This is a genomic window from Mesorhizobium atlanticum (assembly GCF_003289965.1).
Classification (GTDB): domain Bacteria; phylum Pseudomonadota; class Alphaproteobacteria; order Rhizobiales; family Rhizobiaceae; genus Mesorhizobium; species Mesorhizobium atlanticum.
On record NZ_QMBQ01000001.1, the window covers coordinates 695,726 to 710,932 of the forward strand.

Below are 15,207 nucleotides of genomic sequence, written 5' to 3' on the forward strand. Positions count from 1 at the left end.
ACCTATTGGCTGAACGACGATGAAGACGGCATCGAGAACCCTGCAGATCCTGGCGCTCAGCGCCTGCTTCGCCGCCCAGATGCACGGCGTGATCACGATGCCGGGGGTGAGGCAGGCCATGCGCACGATCGATGGCGCAACGGCGCAGATCGTGTTGCCGACCGGCGCCGCCATCGAGACCATGAAAGCCGTGCCGGCTTAAAGCGCGTCGCACTGAACCGGATTCAGGCGACGCGCTTAAGTCTTTGTTTTGATGCATGTCGTTGTCCCAGAACCGCTGCACACTTCTGGGCGACATGCATTAAGCCGCCGCCAGCCCGCCCGCCCGCGTCTTGAGGAACGCCTCGCCGCACGCCTTGGCCAGGTTGCGCACGCGCAGGATATAGCTTTGCCGCTCGGTGACCGAGATCACGCCGCGCGCGTCGAGCAGGTTGAAGACGTGGCTTGCCTTGATGCACTGGTCGTAGGCCGGAAAGACCATGCGGTGCATGGCCAGATTGTCGCTCGGCCTCGGCGTGCCGGCATCGAGCAGCGCCTTGCACTCGGCCTCGGCGTCCTCGAAGTGCCTCAGCAGCATCGCGGTGTTGGCGAATTCGAAGTTGTGGCGCGAATATTCCTGCTCGGCCTGCAGGAAGACGTCGCCGTAGGTGACCTTCTCGGCACCCTCGCGGCCGTTGAAGTTCAGGTCGTAGACATTGTCGACACCCTGCACATACATGGCGAGCCGCTCCAGCCCGTAGGTCAGCTCGCCCGCCACCGGCGCGCATTCGATGCCGCAGACCTGCTGGAAATAGGTGAACTGCGAGACTTCCATGCCGTCGCACCAGCACTCCCAGCCAAGCCCCCAGGCGCCAAGCGTGGGGCTTTCCCAGTCGTCCTCGACGAATCGGATATCATGCAGCAGCGGATCGACGCCGATCGCTTCGAGCGAGCCGAGATAGAGTTCCTGCAGGTTCGGCGGATTGGGCTTCAGGATCACCTGGTACTGGTAATAATGCTGCAGCCGGTTGGGGTTCTCGCCATAGCGGCCGTCCTTCGGCCGGCGCGAGGGCTGGACGTAAGCGGCGTTCCAGCGCAGCGGGCCCAGCGCGCGCAAGGTGGTCGCCGGATGGAAAGTGCCGGCGCCGACTTCCATGTCGTAGGGCTGCAGGATGAGGCAACCATAGTCGGCCCAGTAATTGTGCAAGGTCAGGATCAGCCCCTGGAAGGAGCGGCTGGGATGCATATGGGCGGGAATTTCGATGGTCACGGCGGCCTCGGAAAGCGCAGGATGACGCTTCCCTAGTTGCCGGGCCGGCGAGCGTCAAGGCAGTGGCTCACGTCCGGCAAGGCGGAAAGCTTTGCGGCAGGCTGGCCCATTGCCGTCGGGCGTGGGTCGCCGTTTGCTCCGTTCCATGTCAATGACAGAGGTTTCGCCATGTCCGGTCAACTTACCGTCCGCCCTGTCACAAGGCAGGACTACGAACAGTGGCTGCCGCTCTGGGACGGCTACAACGCGTTTTACGGGCGCTCCGGCCCGACGGCGCTTGCCGGCGAGATCACGCAGATGACCTGGTCGCGTTTCTTCGACGCTTATGAGCCGGTGCATGCGCTGGTGGCCGAGCGCGAAGGCAACCTGCTTGGCCTCGTGCATTATCTCTATCATCGCTCGACGACATCGATCGCGCCGAGTTGCTATCTGCAGGATCTCTTCACCACGCAAGCCGCGCGCGGCCAGGGCGTCGGCCGGGCGCTGATCGAAGGCGTCTACGATCGCGCCAGCCAAGCGGGCGCGAACCGCGTCTATTGGCTGACGCATGAGACGAACCACACCGCGATGCAGCTCTACGACAACGTCGGCGAGAAGTCCGGGTTCGTCGTCTACCGAAAGATGTTCTGAAAATGCCACGGGGCCCCGAAGGGCCCCGCCAGAATCAATAGCGCAACGCTCAGCCCTTCGGCGCGGGCGTCGGGTCCGGTTTCACCTTCGGGGTTTCCTGCGCGGTGTTGGATTCGATCGGCGGCAGGCCCTTGAGCAGCTTCTGCTGCAAGGTGGCGAGCACATCCGGATCGGGCTTCAGGTCGCGCGCCTGGGTCCACTGATAGGTGGCCTCGAGCTTGCGGCCGACGCGCCAGTAGGCGTCGCCGAGATGGTCGTTCAGGACCGGATCCTCCGGCTTCAGGGAGACGGCGCGCTCCATCTCGCGCACGGCGTCGTCGAAGCGGCCCATGCGGAAATAGGCCCAGCCCAGCGAATCGACGATGTAGCCGTCATTCGGCCGCAGATCCACGGCCTTCTGGATCATCGCCAGGCCTTCCTTGAGGTTCATGTTCATGTCGACCCAGGAATAGCCGAGATAGTTCATGACCTGCGGCTGGTCGGGCTGCAGCTCCAGTGCCTTGCGGAAATTGGGTTCGGCCTTCGGCCATTCCTTCAGCCGCTCATAGGCGATGCCGCGCTGGTAGAAGATGTTCCAGTTGGCGGCGGTCGGCGTCTTCAACTGCTCGACGGCCTTGTCGTAGAGATCGGCCGCCGAGCGGAAATCTTCCTTCGAGCCATAGACACCGCCAAGCGCCAGATAGGCGCGCATGTCGTCCGGGTGCTTGTCGAGATAGGCCTTGAGGTGGGAAATCGCCTCGTCATGCTTGTCGAGATCGGCAAGGTTGAGGCCGATCTGCAGGTCGGAGAGCTCTTTCAGCGGCGAGGAGTCCGGAATGCGGCGGTAGAGCGCTACCGCGCCCTCGCCATCCTTCAGCTGCTCGGCAACGGCGGCAAGCTGCACCAGCGCGGCGTCGCTGTCCGGCTTCAGCGCCAGCGCGTATTGCAGGTAAAGCCGCACGAAAGGCTCGCCACCGCCGCGGTTGAGCGCGGTGGCAAGGTCGAGCAGGATTTCGGACGCGCCGTCGGCCGGGCTGGCGACCAGCGGCTCGATCTTGTCGCCCTTGGCGATGCGGTCGCGCAGCGTGGTGATCTCAAGCTTGCCCGGCGCGAAGGCTTCCGCCTGGTTCAGCACCGCCTCAGCCTTCGACTTGTCGCCCTTGCGGGCAAGGAAGGAGGCATAGGCCTGGGCATTGCGCATCCAGGTTTCGGGCGCGGAGCCGCCGGCCGCGGTGTCGGCCAAGGTGGCGGCGTAGATCGCATCGGCCTTGTCGCCGAGGCCGGCGGCATCGGCGATCAGCGCGCGGTGGAACGACTTGAACAGGCCGAACCAATCGGGGCCTTTCAGCTTGTCGATGGCATCCATGGCCTCGGACGCATTGCCGGCACCCTGCCTGGCCCAACCGTCCATGACGCCGGAGAGCAACCGGTCGAGGTCGGATTCGAGCGACAGCTTCAGCCAGTACTGCGCCTTGGCGAAGTCCTTCTTGTTGAAGGAATCGACCGCCAACGCCAGGCGCGAGAAGCGCTCGACATCGGGCACTTCCTTCAGCTTGTCGGCATAGACCAGCGATTCCTCGAAACGGCCCTGCGAGACAAGCGCCAGCATCAGGCTTTGCTGCAGCTCCTTGTCGTCGGGGGCAAAAGCCAGCGCCTGCTTGTAATAGGCGATCGCGTCGTCGAGGTCGTTGTCGCTTTCGGCGATATGGGCCGCAAGATAGGCGCCCGAGAAAGACGTGATCTGCAGCGGTTTGGCTTCTTCCTTGGCCTGGACCGGCAGCACCCAAAGCGCCGCTCCGGTCAAAAATGCCAGCCTCGTCAGCCAGCGCGCACGTCCTTGCCGCATCGTATCCCTTTCAGCCAGATGCGATCCCGCCCTTGGAGGACCGCCCCACAGACTCGAACTTTTCCGGTCAAAGCATGGCCTTTTTGCGGTCAGGCTTCAATCGGCAAGCGAATCACAATCCAATCATCCCGCTTAACAAACGATGCCAGTCAGCGAAAATATGCGGATCGGCGGCTGAATTTCGACATAAGCGATCTAAAGGCGTGTTCCGCGAAAGCCGTTGGCCGCGACCGCGCCGCACAGCTCGAACCACCCGCAGCCCGGGCACGCCTTGCGCGTCAGGCCGGATGAAAAGGCCTCGCGCATGCGCGCGAGCGTCGGGGCATCGAGCTCGATCCGGGCGCCGGGCGGGAGCGGCCGGCTGAGAAGACCGGCGACATCACGAGCCGCGATGTCGTCCCGCCCGGCAGCGCTTTCGCCCAGGCAATGCGGGTCGGATTCATCCAGCAGCGGGGCGCAGATGTCGTCCGGACCGGAAACGATCAAAATATCCTCGCCGCCGGCCAGGCGCTTCACCACAACGTCGTAGTTGACGGTGAAGGCCGGCGAGTAGCCCTTGCCGACATAGGTCAGCAGGCAAAGCAGATGATGGGCGCGCAGCCTGACGGTCATCCTGTTTCCCGGGATCGGTTATCCGCCCGGCGGCTTACCGGGGATCGGCCGGCCGGTTGCCCGAAAACAGCTTCAGCGTCGCCGCGCCCAGCGCCGACTTGAGCAGACCGCCGACGATGAAAGGCAGGAAGCCGAAGGTGATGGCTTTCTCGGCGCCAATCATGACGGCAAGCCAGGCTGTGCCCAGAACCAGGCAGAGCAGGTTGCCGATGACCATGGCGGCGAAGGCAAGCAAGACGCGCTTGCCGTTCCAGCCGCGTTCGGCCAGCCAGCCGACGACGGCGCCGACGACCGGGAACGAGAAGAGATAGCCGCCGGTCGGACCGACAAAATGCTGCACACCGGCGGCACCGCCCGCCAGCACAGGAAACCCTGCCGCGCCTTCGACCAGCCATGCAGCGATGGTGAGCGCCCCGAAGCGCCAGCCGTAGAGCGCGCCGACCAGTGTGACGGCGAAGGTCTGCATGGTCACCGGAACCGGCACCATCGGCACCTCAATATAGGAGGACAGCGCCAGGAACAGCGAGCCGAAAATGACGGCGCCGATCTGCCAGGCGAGCGAACGGCTGTGCAGCCGCAGCGGGCTGAAGGAGGGTTTTTGGGTCGAAACGGTTGCGTTGGTCACGGTGTCTTCCCTGGCTGGATTGAAATTATAGATAATTTCTTCGTTCGATCTATTATCGAATCCATATTTTGAAGCGGATGGCAAGCCCGCAGGTTCGTCATCCACGGGCGGCGCGGAAGCGAAGCGGACGCCGAGACCCGAGGATCCATGCTCGTGACGTATGGGCGTCAGGACGGTGCCGAACGGCGCTATGTTCTGCACCGCCTCTATTTTTCGGCGAAGGTAACGGCATGGATTCCAGGGTCTGCGCGCGTCGCTTCGCTCCTTGCTCCGCCCTGGAATGACGCGGTTGAGAGACCTCGGCTAATTGCCAAATCGCCCGTCACTACCCCACGATGGCGAAGGCGTCGCGGGTCCTGCCGGAAGCGGTCTTGACCGGCTTCTGGCCGATCCACTGGACGTGGCGGCCGAGCGTCGCGGCGGCCGATTCGGTGTTGCCTTGCCGGAGCGCGGTCAGGATCGCGCGGTGATCCTGGTCGGTGCGGGTCTCCCATTCCGAGCGCCAGGCCGCGAAGAGGAAGCGCGCGCTCGCCGCATGCAGGTCGTCGATGGTGGAGAGCAGGCGCGGCATGTTGCAGGGCGCCAGGATCAGCCGGTGGAAGGTGCGGTTAGCCTCTTCCCAGGAGCGCACGTCGCGGGATTTGTCGCCGGCCTTGGTCGCTTCCTCGGCCTGGTCGAGGATCGACGCGGTCAGATGCGGCGCGGCATGGCGCAGCGCCAACACTTCCAGCGCGGCGCGCATCTCGGCCACTTCCCTGACCTCGCCGAGATCGAAAGAGGCGACCCGCACGCCGCGCCTAGGCTCGCTGATCGCCAGGCCTTGAGCCTCCAGGCGGCGAAAGGCCTCGCGCACCGGGACGTGGCTGGTGTTGAACTCCTCGGCGACATGGTCCTGGCGCAGCCGCGACCCGGGCTCGATCGCGCCCGAAATGATGCGGTCCGCCAGTTCCTTGCTGATGCGGACGGCGATCGTGTCTTCTGTGCTGGCCATATTTTATAGATAATTTGCCGGGCCACCCTTTGTCGAGACGGCCGACCGGGATTCGCAAGCGCCCTGCCCGGCATCAGCCAAGCAGGCGCAGGGAGGCCCGCAGCCTCAGTTGACGCGGCTGATGCAGAAATCGATGACGTCGATCAGCGCCGACTTCTGCGGCGTCGCCTCCAGCGGCGCCAGCGCGTCCCGGGCGATCTCGCCGAAATGGCGGGCGCGGCCGATCGTGTCGGCGATGGCGCCGTGGCGGGCCATCAGGCCGATCGCCTTTTCCAGCCCGGCATCGTCGGTGACGTTTTCCTCGATGGCGCGCTTCCAGAAGGTCCGCTCGGCCTTGGTGCCGCGCCGGTAGGCGAGGATCACCGGCAGCGTCACCTTGCCTTCGCGGAAATCGTCGCCGACATTCTTGCCGAGATCCTTGCTGGAGCCGCCGTAATCAAGCGCGTCGTCGATGAGCTGGAATGCGAGACCGAGATTCATGCCGTAGGAGCGCAGCGCGGCGCGGTCAGTGCGCGAGGCCTGGGCGATCACCGGCCCGACTTCGGCGGCGGCCGAAAACAGCGCCGCGGTCTTGGCCTTGATGACGGCGAAATGCTCGTCCTCGGTGGTATCGAGGTTCTTGGCGGCGGCAAGCTGCATCACCTCGCCTTCGGCGATGATGGAGGCGGCGGCCGACAGGATGTCGAGGGCTTCCAGCGAGCCGACCTCGACCATCATGCGGAAAGCCTGGCCGAGCAGGAAATCGCCGACCAGCACGCTCGCCTGGTTGCCCCAGATCATGCGTGCCGTCTTCTTGCCGCGGCGCAGCGCGCTCTCGTCGACCACGTCGTCATGCAGAAGCGTCGCCGTGTGCATGAACTCGACGGCGGTGGCCAGCTTGACATGGCCTTCGCCCGAATAGCCGAACATCTGCGCGGCGGCCAGCGTCAGCATGGGCCTCAGCCGCTTGCCGCCGGAAGAGATCAGGTGGTTGGCGATCTCCGGGATCATCTCGACGTCGGAGCCGGCCTTGGACAGGATCAGCTCGTTGACCCTCCCCATGTCGACGGCCGTCAGATCGATCAGATCCTTGATGGAAGCGGGTTCCCGCTTGCCTTCGATGTTGAGAACGACACCCACCACGACAACTCCCGTCTATTTGACGCGCACGAGCAGCGCGCACCACGACACCCTTAGTCCCGGCTCGACTCTAGGGCGGCACAACCGGGCACGGCAAGAGGCGAATTGGCGCGCTCTGCCGACGCTGTGTCCACCCGCACGTTTACACGAACGCCACAACCTGCGATTTTCGTTCCATGATCGAGCTTGTCCGCACCAATGACGCCGTCGTGATCTCCTTTGTCGAATCGCTGATGCGCGACGCCGGCATCGCCTGTTTCGTCGCCGACCAGAATATGAGCGTGCTCGAAGGGTCGATCGGCCTTTTGCAGAAGCGTGTCATGGTCGACGCCGACAAGGCCGACGTGGCGCGCCGCATCCTCAAGGATGCCGGCATCGAAAACGAGATCCGCCAGAAATAATGGCAGCGACGATCGCCCCAGATACCCCGGCGCACACGGTCGATGCCTTCCATCGCGGCCGCTTCTGGCTGGTGCAGCCGAGCCGCGGCGGCCATCGCGCCGGCATGGACGCCATGATGTTGGCGGCCGCCGTGCCGTCCGGCTTTTCCGGCCGGCTCGCCGATTTCGGCGCCGGCGCTGGTGCCGCCGCCCTTGCCGTCCTGTCGCGCTGCCCGGCGGCACTGGCCGTGCTCGTCGAGCGCTCCGTCGAAATGGCGGGGTTCGCCGCCGCCACGCTGTCGCATCCCGGCAATGCGCATCTCGGCGACCGCGCCTCGGTGCTGACGGCCGACGTGACGCTGACCGGCCGGGCGCGCGCCGAGGCCGGGCTTGCCGACAATTCCTTCGACTTCGTCGTCATGAACCCGCCTTTCAACGCGCCCGAGGACCGCTCGACGCCCGACGCGCTGCGCCGGCAGGCGCATGTGGCGGACGATGGGCTGTTCGAAAGCTGGATCAGGAGTGCCGCCGCCGTCGCCAGGCCGCGCGGCGGGCTGGCTGTCATCGCGCGGCCCGAGCAGCTGGTTGCCATTCTCGATGCGATCGAAGGGCGCTTCGGCGATGCCGAATTGCTGTGCGTGCATCCGCGCCCGGACGCGGCGGCGATCCGGATCGTCGTGAGGGCGGCGCTCGGCGCGCGCGGCAAATTGTCGATCCGCCCGCCGCTCACCTTGCACGGGCCATCCGGCAACGAGCCGACGGAACGGACAGAAATGATCAATAACGGTCTGGCATCGCTGTTCGGCGATTGATCCTGGCCGCACTATGCGCCATTGCCGTTGGGCGGCGAATTCCTACATCCCAAAGCAAGATGACGTCGCCTGAGAGACATTACCGACTTAACTGAACTCATCTTGCTTCTTTGCATTCCACCGGAGACATTCCCTCGTGAAACGCCTCTTCAACCGCCTGCTTCCGAAGTCCTGGCGCTCGACTGTCGTCACCATTCCGGTCATCCGGCTGCAAGGCGCGATCATGCCCGGCGGCGGGCAGTTCCGGCCGAGCCTGTCGCTTGCCTCGACGGCCGGCCTCATCGAAAAGGCGTTCGGCTTCGACGCGCCGGCGGTCGCCATCTCGATCAACTCGCCGGGCGGCTCGCCGGTGCAGTCGCGGCTGATCTTCAAGCGCATCCGCGACCTGGCGGCGGAAAAGAACAAGAAGGTGCTGGTCTTCGTCGAGGATGTCGCGGCTTCCGGCGGCTACATGATCGCGGTCGCCGGCGACGAGATCTTCGCCGACCCGTCCTCGATCGTCGGCTCGATTGGCGTGGTCTCCGCCTCCTTCGGCTTCCCCGAGTTGATGAAGAAGATCGGCGTCGAGCGGCGCGTCCACACCGCCGGGCAGAACAAGGCCGTGCTCGATCCGTTCAAGCCCGAGAAGAAGGAAGACGTGGAGCGGCTGAAGGCGCTGCAGCTCGAAGTGCACGAGACCTTTATCGACCTCGTCAAGGAGCGGCGCGGCTCGAAGCTGAAAGACGACCCCGACCTGTTCACCGGCCTGTTCTGGACCGCGAAGAAGGGCCTGGAGCTCGGTCTGGTCGATGCGCTGGGCGATATGCGCAGCGTGCTCAAGACCCGTTTCGGCGACAAGACGCAGCTCAAGCTGATCACCGCGCCGCGCGGCCTGTTTGGCCGTTTCGGCCTGTTCGGCTCGCGCTTCGCAGCGCCCGATATCGCCGCGGCGGCCGCAAACGGCATCCTCGATGCGGCGGAAGAGCGCGCGCTGTGGGCGCGCTTCGGGCTTTGAAAAAGCCATGATTGCGGATAGCATTATCGCTTGACCGAGCCCATTCGGCCGGCCTTGCCGCGAGAACGCGGGAGGAGTTTGGACATGCCGCAGATCATTTTCTTCGCTGTTGTCGGCGCCGCCGCTTACTTTGGCTACCGCGCCTTCGTGCGCGAGGCTGAACGCGTGACGGCCAAGATCCGGCGTACCGAGAAGCAGGCGGCGAACGGCACGATGGGCACGCTGGTCAAGGATCCCAAGACCGGCGAATATCGTCTCGCCAAGGACTGAAGCCATCTCGCCAGCAGCCGACATCCTGGAGCCCGGCACAGAGGTCCGGACGTGGCTGGCGCCGGCCAAGATCAACCTGGCGCTGCATGTCATCGGACAGCGCGACGACGGCTATCATCTCATCGACAGCCTTGCCGTATTCACACGCTTCGGCGACCGGCTGGAAATCGAGCCGGCGGAGCATGACGAGTTCTCCGTATCCGGCCGCTATGCCGCCGGCCTGCCGCTCGACGACGGCAATCTGGTGGTGAAGGCGCGCGATGTCCTGCGCCGGGAAGCCGGCGCGCAGCGCACGCCGCCCGTCGCCATCAGGCTGGAGAAGAACCTGCCGGTCGCCTCGGGCGTCGGCGGCGGATCGAGCGACGCGGCGGCCGCGCTCAATGGCCTCGCACGCCTCTGGAAGCTCGATATCGACGACACTTCGCTGGCGCGGATCGGGCTTTCGCTCGGCGCCGACCTGCCGATGTGCCTGAAGTCGAAGCCGCTGGTCGCGCGCGGCATAGGCGATGAGGTGTCGCCGCTCTCCGCGTTTCCGGCGCTTGGTCTCGTCCTGGTCAATCCGGGCGTCGCGGTCTCGACACCGGACGTGTTCAAGGCGCTCTCCCGTCGCGACAATGAGGCGCTGCCGCCGCTGCCAAGGCGACTCGACTTTCACGCCGTCCGCAACTGGCTGGAGACGACCCGCAACGATCTCGAAGGCGCCGCTCAGGCCATTCAGCCCGCCGTCGGCGAGGCGCTCAAAGCGCTCAAACGCGCCGACGCCGCCTTCGCGCGCATGTCGGGCTCCGGCGCCACCTGCTTCGGCCTGTTCGAGACCGGCAATGTGGCCAAGCGCGCGGCAATCGAGATCCGCGCCCGCCATCCCGATTGGTTTGTCGCAGCGACGCGCAGCATGGAGGTCACCGATGGCGAAGCTTGACGAGAGCCGGCCCTTCATTCCGGTGCGCATCGCGGTGCTGACCGTCTCCGACACGCGCAGCCTTGCCGACGACAAATCCGGCCAGACGCTGGCCGACCGGATCGCGCAAGCCGGCCATACGCTTGCCGCGCGGGACATCGTTACCGACGACCGCGAAAAGATCCGCGACAAAGTTCTCGGCTGGTCGAAGGACGACAATATCGACGTCGTCATCACCACCGGCGGCACCGGCTTCACCGGCCGCGACGTGACGCCGGAAGCGCTGGAACCGATCTTCGAAAAGCGCATGGACGGCTTTTCGGAAGTCTTCCACCGCATCTCCTATGACAAGATCGGCACCTCGACGATCCAGAGCCGGGCAACCGGCGGCGTCGTCAACGCCACCTTCGTCTTTGTGCTGCCGGGCTCGCCCGGCGCCTGCAAGGACGCCTGGGACGGCATCATCAAGGCGCAGCTCGACTACCGTCATATGCCCTGTAACTTCGTCGAGATCATGCCGCGGCTGGACGAGCATCTTCGGCGCGGCGGCAAGCCCACTTCGTAAGGGACGCAGGCGTCACTTCGGCGGCGCGACCCAGATTTCGGCGTTCAACCGCCTGGTCGCGAGACCCCTAGCCAAGGCTTCCGCGCTGCGCGCGCTCTTTGCCAGAGCGGACGCCTGGCGCTTGCTGACGACGAGACCTTCGGCCAGCGCACGATTGCCCGAAAAGACGCGAGCCAGGAAGGGCGCGCGATCGGCGCGGGCGCGTGAGAAACGCGCCGGCATGGTTTGCTTCGCCGTGTGGGCGACGACTTCGTCGATCCAGCCTTCGGCGAGCCGGGCGCCGGGTTCCAGAAGCAGCAGCCAGTCGCCCTTGGCTTGGCCGATGCCGGCGCCGATGCCACCGCTCACGTAATGACAGCCGGCATGCTCGGCCACCCGATGCGTCTGGTCGGTCGAGCCTTGATCGCAGACGATGACGTCGCGCACGACGCCCTCGACCGCGCCGCCGACCAGCGAGGCGAGCGTGCGGGCAAGTCCCTCTTCGTCGTTCCGGGTCTCGATGAGAACGCTGAGCATGCCTAGCCGAATAGCGGAAAGTGCGGCGATGCGCCAGTTGCGCGCCCCAAGCGAAAAAGTTCTTGCTTTGTTCTCATCGGCAAAATAGGAATAGTTTCATGAACAGAGCGATTCGACAGCCTGCCGACAGTCCCTGGGAAAGGGCGAAAATGGAACAGATCGTACGCGCCGACATTGCCGCTTTCGGAGCAGGCAGAGCCGAGATGGCGAACGCGATGATCGAGCAGAGCGGCATGCGCGTGCGGCCCGACCGCAATCGCGGCCGCTCGGCCGGCATCAACCCGTCCGGCCGCTTCGAGCCGGTCAGCCGGCATGTGTTCGACGACGGCTGGAACTCGCTCGAGGAGCTGCCGCCCTTCAAGACCGAAGTGCAGGTCGAGAAGCCGCGCACAATCATCACCCGCAACGAGTCGCCCGACATTTCCTTCGACCGTTCGATCAATCCCTATCGCGGCTGCGAGCATGGCTGCGTCTATTGCTTCGCCAGGCCGACGCATTCCTTCATGGGCCTGTCGCCGGGGCTGGATTTCGAATCGAAGCTGTTCGCCAAGCCGGATGCGGCGCGCATGCTGGACCGGGAATTGTCGAAGCCGGGCTACCAGCCGCGCACCATCGCCATCGGCACCAACACCGATCCCTATCAGCCGATCGAGAAGCAGTACCGGATCATGCGCGAGATCCTCGAGGTGCTGGAGGCGCGCGGACACCCGGTCGGCATCGTGACGAAGTCGGCGCTGGTGACGCGCGACATCGACATCCTTTCGCGCATGGCCGAGCGTGGCCTTGCCAAGGTGGCGCTGTCGGTGACGACGATGGACCGCATGCTGGCCCGCACCATGGAGCCGCGCGCGTCGACCCCGACGAAGCGGCTGGAGGCGATCAGGCAATTGTCGGACGCCGGCATTCCGGCCTCCGTGATGGTGGCGCCGATCATTCCCGGCCTCAACGATCCGGAGATGGAGCGCATTCTCGATTCGGCCCGCGCCGCCGGCGCCCGGGAGGCCGGATACGTCATCCTGCGCCTGCCGCTCGAAGTGGCGCCGATCTTCAAGGATTGGCTGTTGCGACATTATCCGGATCGCTACCGGCATGTGATGTCGCTGATCCGTTCGATGCGCGACGGCAAGGATTATGATTCCGAATGGGGCAAGCGCATGAAAGGCGCCGGACCCTATGCCTGGCAGATCGGCCGGCGCTTCGAGATCGCGGCCAAGCGGCTCGGTCTCAATGTCGAGCGGCGGCAGCTTCGGATCGATCAATTCGTCGCAGGCGCCGGCGCCGGTGAGCAGCTGATGCTGCTTTGAAGAGGACGCCGGCCGTGACCGCCGGCGCCAAGCAGTTCCAGGCAAAGCGGTTTTCCGTCTGGGATTGCTACTTGTTTCGAGAATCCCGTCCGGCCCTTGTCCCCCCGGCCGTGAGACGGTGCCCTCCCGGTCCGGCGCCCCACCCGACCCGGAGGGACTTGCGGAGAATCGGAGCCGATGCGAACCTCGCCGCACCATGGCTCGCGCGCGTTCCGATTCTCCGCTTCTCTTTGAAATGGTCGATAAGCCCGACTTCTCGATCGAGACGAAGGCGATGGCCGACGGGCTGTGGCCGGTTGCCGGCATGGACGAGGCAGGCCGCGGTCCGCTCGCCGGGCCGGTGGTCGCCGCCGCGGTGGTGCTCAACCCCGCCAATATTCCTGAGGGCCTCGACGATTCCAAACGCCTGACCCATTTGCAGCGCGAGGCGCTGTTCCTCAAGATCCTCGGCTCGGCGCTCAGCGTATCGATGGCCTCGATCAGCGCCGAAGGCATCGACAACAGCAACATCCTGAAAGCCAGTCTCGAAGCGATGCGCCGCGCCGCCGCGGGCCTCTCGCTGCAACCGAAACTCGCCTTGGCCGACGGCCGCGACGTTCCGCCCGGCCTCGCCTGCGAAGGCCGAGCGCTCATCAAGGGCGACCAGCGCTCGCAGTCGATCGCCGCCGCCTCGATCGTCGCCAAGGTGATGCGCGACCGCATGATGTGCGGCTGCGGCGGACATCACCAGCATTACGGCTTCGAGGTGCATATGGGCTATGCGACAGTCCGGCACCGGACCGCCATCGAGGCGCATGGCCCAGTGGCAAGGCTGCACCGGACCTCGTTCGCGCCGTTCAGGCTGGGTGGCGCCGAGGTGGTTGAGGAAGAAGAGAGCTTCGCCGGGTTGGAGTAGCATAGTCTCCCCCTTGTGGTTACGGCGTCTTCTTTGCCTGGCGTGACTGATCGAGCTGAGGCTTGATTGCCACGTGGTTCCCCCAATCCGTCGCTGCTTCGCAGCGCCACCTTTCCCCCGCCGGAGGGAAAGGAATGGAGCGTTGCTGGACGAGCGTTGCCGGCAAAAGAGCTTGGCGCCTTTCCTCTACCCCGTCGATCGGGGGAGAGGTGGCTCGGCGAAGCCGAGACGGAGTGGGGCTCGACCAGCGCTACCTTGGACAATGCGTGCGCCAAGCTGCCATGCACGCTATCGCCAAGGACCAGCCGCTTGGAAATGTGTGCATGCCGTAGCCCCTTGTTGGAGATTGGCACCGTCGGCGCCGCGCTCCCTTTTCAAACAACAAAAAAGCCGCCGGTTGCCCAGGCGGCTTTCTGATTGGTGGCTGCGATCAGCTCAGTTCAGCTTGGCCTTCACGTCATTCAGCGCCGACTTGAACAGGTCGGCACCGGCCTTGGCGTCAACCTTGGCGGCAAGCATCGCGCGGGCGGCCTCGACGGCGATGTCGACGGCAGAGGCGCGAACTTCGCTGACGGCCTCGCGCTCGGCCTGGCTGATCTTCTGCTCGGCAAGCGCGGTGCGCCGGGCGACATAGTCCTCGGTCTTCTTGGCCGCCTCGGAAGCAAGCAACTCAGCCTCGCGCTTGGCGGCGGCGACGATGTCGGCAGCCTCCTTCTCGGCTTCCTTGCGCTTCTGCTGATACTGGGCGAGCAGCTGCTGGGCCTCTTCACGAAGCTTGCGTGCCTCCTCGAGCTCGCCGCTGATCTTGGCCGCGCGGGCGTCCAACGACTTGGTGAGCATGGCCGGCACCTTCAGATAGATGACGGCGCCGAGGAAGATGATCAGGGCGATGGTGGCCCAGAGCGTGGCAAGTGATGTGGCGTCCATGATCCCGCTCCTCACCGGCTCGCGGATTTGACCGCGGCCGCGATCTCGGACTTGTCGGCCTTGCCGCCGACAAGCGCCTCGACGATGGCCGACGTGGTGTCCTCGGCGATCGTGCCGACTTCCTTCATCGCCCTGGCCTTGATCGAGGCGATGCTCGCCTCGGCCTCGCCAAGCTTCTTCTCGAGCTCGGCCTCCAGCTTCTTGCGCGTGCTCTCGGCGTCCGCCTTGGCGGCGTCGCTTGCCTGCTGGCCGATCTTGTTGGCGTTTGCCTTGGCCTCCGCCAGTTCCTGCTCATAGGCGGCAACGGCGGCATCCGCCTCGGCCTTCAGCCTTGCGGCATGGTCGAGGTCCTGGGTGATGCGGTCGTTGCGGACATCGATGATGCCGCCAAGACGCGGCATCACAACCCGCTTCAGGAACAGGTAGAAGAGCCCGAAGGTGATGACCAGCCACAGGATCTGCGACGGAAAGGTCTTGGCATCGAACGGCGGGAACGCTTCATGCTCCGCGGCAGGCACGGCAGTGCCCGCATGCGTATCGCCCTCGGCCGCGGCCGGCGCTGTTTCTTGCGCATAGGCAGATGTCACGAACATCT

General features: G+C 65.2%; 19 protein-coding genes. 10 read left to right on the forward strand and 9 right to left on the reverse strand.

From position 1 onward, the window contains the following. The first annotated feature begins 19 nt into the window (after positions 1-19). Entirely contained in the window at positions 20-202 is a 183-nt protein-coding gene (locus DPM35_RS03670; protein WP_112125934.1) for a hypothetical protein, read from the forward strand. Positions 203-301: 99 nt separating this feature from the next. Here DPM35_RS03670 and DPM35_RS03675 read toward each other — a convergent pair whose 3' ends face one another. Beyond that, positions 302-1,225 carry a glycine--tRNA ligase subunit alpha gene (locus tag DPM35_RS03675; RefSeq protein ID WP_181591928.1) on the reverse strand — a complete coding sequence of 308 codons (924 nt, stop codon included), beginning with the start codon at positions 1,223-1,225 and terminating at the stop codon, positions 302-304. A 192-nt stretch (positions 1,226-1,417) separates the two neighbouring features. Between DPM35_RS03675 and DPM35_RS03680 the strand changes: the two genes are divergently transcribed. Further along, positions 1,418-1,879, forward strand: coding sequence for a GNAT family N-acetyltransferase (locus DPM35_RS03680; protein WP_112125936.1), 462 nt, complete (start codon positions 1,418-1,420; stop codon positions 1,877-1,879). A 49-nt stretch (positions 1,880-1,928) separates the two neighbouring features. Here the strand turns inward: DPM35_RS03680 and DPM35_RS03685 are convergent, their stop codons facing one another. The 5 genes from DPM35_RS03685 to DPM35_RS03705 all read right to left on the reverse strand — a co-directional run bounded on the left by DPM35_RS03685 (position 1,929) and on the right by DPM35_RS03705 (position 7,051). Further along, on the reverse strand, positions 1,929-3,704 hold the full coding sequence (locus tag DPM35_RS03685) for a tetratricopeptide repeat protein (protein ID WP_112125937.1): 1,776 nt from the start codon (positions 3,702-3,704) through the stop codon (positions 1,929-1,931). A 195-nt stretch (positions 3,705-3,899) separates the two neighbouring features. Further along, positions 3,900-4,316 (reverse strand): DUF1284 domain-containing protein, encoded by a 417-nt coding sequence (locus DPM35_RS03690; protein ID WP_112125938.1) that lies wholly within the window; start codon positions 4,314-4,316, stop codon positions 3,900-3,902. A gap of 34 nt (positions 4,317-4,350) precedes the next feature. Continuing rightward, positions 4,351-4,941 (reverse strand): biotin transporter BioY, encoded by a 591-nt coding sequence (locus DPM35_RS03695; RefSeq protein WP_112126232.1) that lies wholly within the window; start codon positions 4,939-4,941, stop codon positions 4,351-4,353. A gap of 325 nt (positions 4,942-5,266) precedes the next feature. Next, positions 5,267-5,932 (reverse strand): GntR family transcriptional regulator, encoded by a 666-nt coding sequence (locus DPM35_RS03700; protein WP_112125939.1) that lies wholly within the window; start codon positions 5,930-5,932, stop codon positions 5,267-5,269. A gap of 105 nt (positions 5,933-6,037) precedes the next feature. Continuing rightward, on the reverse strand, positions 6,038-7,051 hold the full coding sequence (locus tag DPM35_RS03705) for a polyprenyl synthetase family protein (RefSeq protein ID WP_112125940.1): 1,014 nt from the start codon (positions 7,049-7,051) through the stop codon (positions 6,038-6,040). Between the two features lie 176 nt (positions 7,052-7,227). Here DPM35_RS03705 and DPM35_RS03710 point away from each other — a divergent pair, with 176 nt between their 5' ends. From DPM35_RS03710 to moaB, 6 genes are all read left to right on the forward strand, one after another. Next, complete coding sequence (locus tag DPM35_RS03710; protein ID WP_040991013.1) at positions 7,228-7,452, forward strand: putative signal transducing protein; 225 nt, start codon at positions 7,228-7,230, stop codon at positions 7,450-7,452. Beyond that, complete coding sequence (locus DPM35_RS03715) at positions 7,452-8,243, forward strand: tRNA1(Val) (adenine(37)-N6)-methyltransferase (RefSeq protein ID WP_112125941.1); 792 nt, start codon at positions 7,452-7,454, stop codon at positions 8,241-8,243. Before DPM35_RS03710 ends, DPM35_RS03715 begins: the two co-directional genes overlap by 1 nt. Positions 8,244-8,379: 136 nt before the next feature. After that, on the forward strand, positions 8,380-9,237 hold the full coding sequence (locus DPM35_RS03720) for a S49 family peptidase (protein WP_112125942.1): 858 nt from the start codon (positions 8,380-8,382) through the stop codon (positions 9,235-9,237). An 84-nt stretch (positions 9,238-9,321) separates the two neighbouring features. Next, on the forward strand, positions 9,322-9,507 hold the full coding sequence (locus DPM35_RS03725) for a membrane protein (RefSeq protein ID WP_027164591.1): 186 nt from the start codon (positions 9,322-9,324) through the stop codon (positions 9,505-9,507). A gap of 25 nt (positions 9,508-9,532) precedes the next feature. Further along, positions 9,533-10,426 carry a 4-(cytidine 5'-diphospho)-2-C-methyl-D-erythritol kinase gene (locus DPM35_RS03730; RefSeq protein ID WP_112125943.1) on the forward strand — a complete coding sequence of 298 codons (894 nt, stop codon included), beginning with the start codon at positions 9,533-9,535 and terminating at the stop codon, positions 10,424-10,426. Further along, entirely contained in the window at positions 10,413-10,970 is a 558-nt protein-coding gene (gene moaB, locus DPM35_RS03735) for a molybdenum cofactor biosynthesis protein B (RefSeq protein WP_112125944.1), read from the forward strand. The genes DPM35_RS03730 and moaB overlap by 14 nt, the downstream gene beginning before the upstream one ends. A gap of 12 nt (positions 10,971-10,982) precedes the next feature. On the opposite strand, the gene DPM35_RS03740 is transcribed toward moaB, so the two are convergent. Beyond that, a complete protein-coding gene (locus DPM35_RS03740; RefSeq protein WP_112125945.1) occupies positions 10,983-11,486 on the reverse strand; it encodes a glycosyltransferase in 504 nt (167 codons plus the stop codon). Between the two features lie 149 nt (positions 11,487-11,635). Here DPM35_RS03740 and DPM35_RS03745 point away from each other — a divergent pair, with 149 nt between their 5' ends. Together DPM35_RS03745 and DPM35_RS03750 are read left to right on the forward strand one after the other, a co-directional pair. Next, a complete protein-coding gene (locus tag DPM35_RS03745) occupies positions 11,636-12,790 on the forward strand; it encodes a PA0069 family radical SAM protein (RefSeq protein ID WP_146767914.1) in 1,155 nt (384 codons plus the stop codon). Positions 12,791-12,986: 196 nt separating this feature from the next. Continuing rightward, a complete protein-coding gene (locus tag DPM35_RS03750) occupies positions 12,987-13,685 on the forward strand; it encodes a ribonuclease HII (RefSeq protein WP_112125947.1) in 699 nt (232 codons plus the stop codon). 435 nt (positions 13,686-14,120) lie between these two features. Here the strand turns inward: DPM35_RS03750 and DPM35_RS03755 are convergent, their stop codons facing one another. Together DPM35_RS03755 and DPM35_RS03760 are read right to left on the reverse strand one after the other, a co-directional pair. Continuing rightward, positions 14,121-14,612: a F0F1 ATP synthase subunit B gene (locus DPM35_RS03755; RefSeq protein WP_112125948.1), complete on the reverse strand. Its 492-nt coding sequence runs from the start codon at positions 14,610-14,612 to the stop codon at positions 14,121-14,123. An 11-nt stretch (positions 14,613-14,623) separates the two neighbouring features. After that, a complete protein-coding gene (locus tag DPM35_RS03760; RefSeq protein WP_112125949.1) occupies positions 14,624-15,205 on the reverse strand; it encodes a F0F1 ATP synthase subunit B in 582 nt (193 codons plus the stop codon). Positions 15,206-15,207: the final 2 nt, after the last annotated feature.

Coding starts and splice junctions, on each gene's coding strand:
- DPM35_RS03690 (WP_112125938.1), bottom strand. CDS start 4,316: ATGACCGTCAGGCTGCGCGCCCATCATCTGCTTTGCCTGCTGACCTAT.
- DPM35_RS03715 (WP_112125941.1), top strand. CDS start 7,452: ATGGCAGCGACGATCGCCCCAGATACCCCGGCGCACACGGTCGATGCC.
- DPM35_RS03755 (WP_112125948.1), bottom strand. CDS start 14,612: ATGGACGCCACATCACTTGCCACGCTCTGGGCCACCATCGCCCTGATC.
- DPM35_RS03750 (WP_112125947.1), top strand. CDS start 12,987: ATGGCTCGCGCGCGTTCCGATTCTCCGCTTCTCTTTGAAATGGTCGAT.
- DPM35_RS03745 (WP_146767914.1), top strand. CDS start 11,636: ATGGAACAGATCGTACGCGCCGACATTGCCGCTTTCGGAGCAGGCAGA.
- DPM35_RS03675 (WP_181591928.1), bottom strand. CDS start 1,225: ATGCATCCCAGCCGCTCCTTCCAGGGGCTGATCCTGACCTTGCACAAT.
- DPM35_RS03740 (WP_112125945.1), bottom strand. CDS start 11,486: ATGCTCAGCGTTCTCATCGAGACCCGGAACGACGAAGAGGGACTTGCC.
- DPM35_RS03700 (WP_112125939.1), bottom strand. CDS start 5,932: ATGGCCAGCACAGAAGACACGATCGCCGTCCGCATCAGCAAGGAACTG.
- DPM35_RS03685 (WP_112125937.1), bottom strand. CDS start 3,704: ATGCGGCAAGGACGTGCGCGCTGGCTGACGAGGCTGGCATTTTTGACC.
- DPM35_RS03725 (WP_027164591.1), top strand. CDS start 9,322: ATGCCGCAGATCATTTTCTTCGCTGTTGTCGGCGCCGCCGCTTACTTT.
- moaB (WP_112125944.1), top strand. CDS start 10,413: ATGGCGAAGCTTGACGAGAGCCGGCCCTTCATTCCGGTGCGCATCGCG.
- DPM35_RS03760 (WP_112125949.1), bottom strand. CDS start 15,205: ATGTTCGTGACATCTGCCTATGCGCAAGAAACAGCGCCGGCCGCGGCC.
- DPM35_RS03710 (WP_040991013.1), top strand. CDS start 7,228: ATGATCGAGCTTGTCCGCACCAATGACGCCGTCGTGATCTCCTTTGTC.
- DPM35_RS03670 (WP_112125934.1), top strand. CDS start 20: ATGAAGACGGCATCGAGAACCCTGCAGATCCTGGCGCTCAGCGCCTGC.
- DPM35_RS03680 (WP_112125936.1), top strand. CDS start 1,418: ATGTCCGGTCAACTTACCGTCCGCCCTGTCACAAGGCAGGACTACGAA.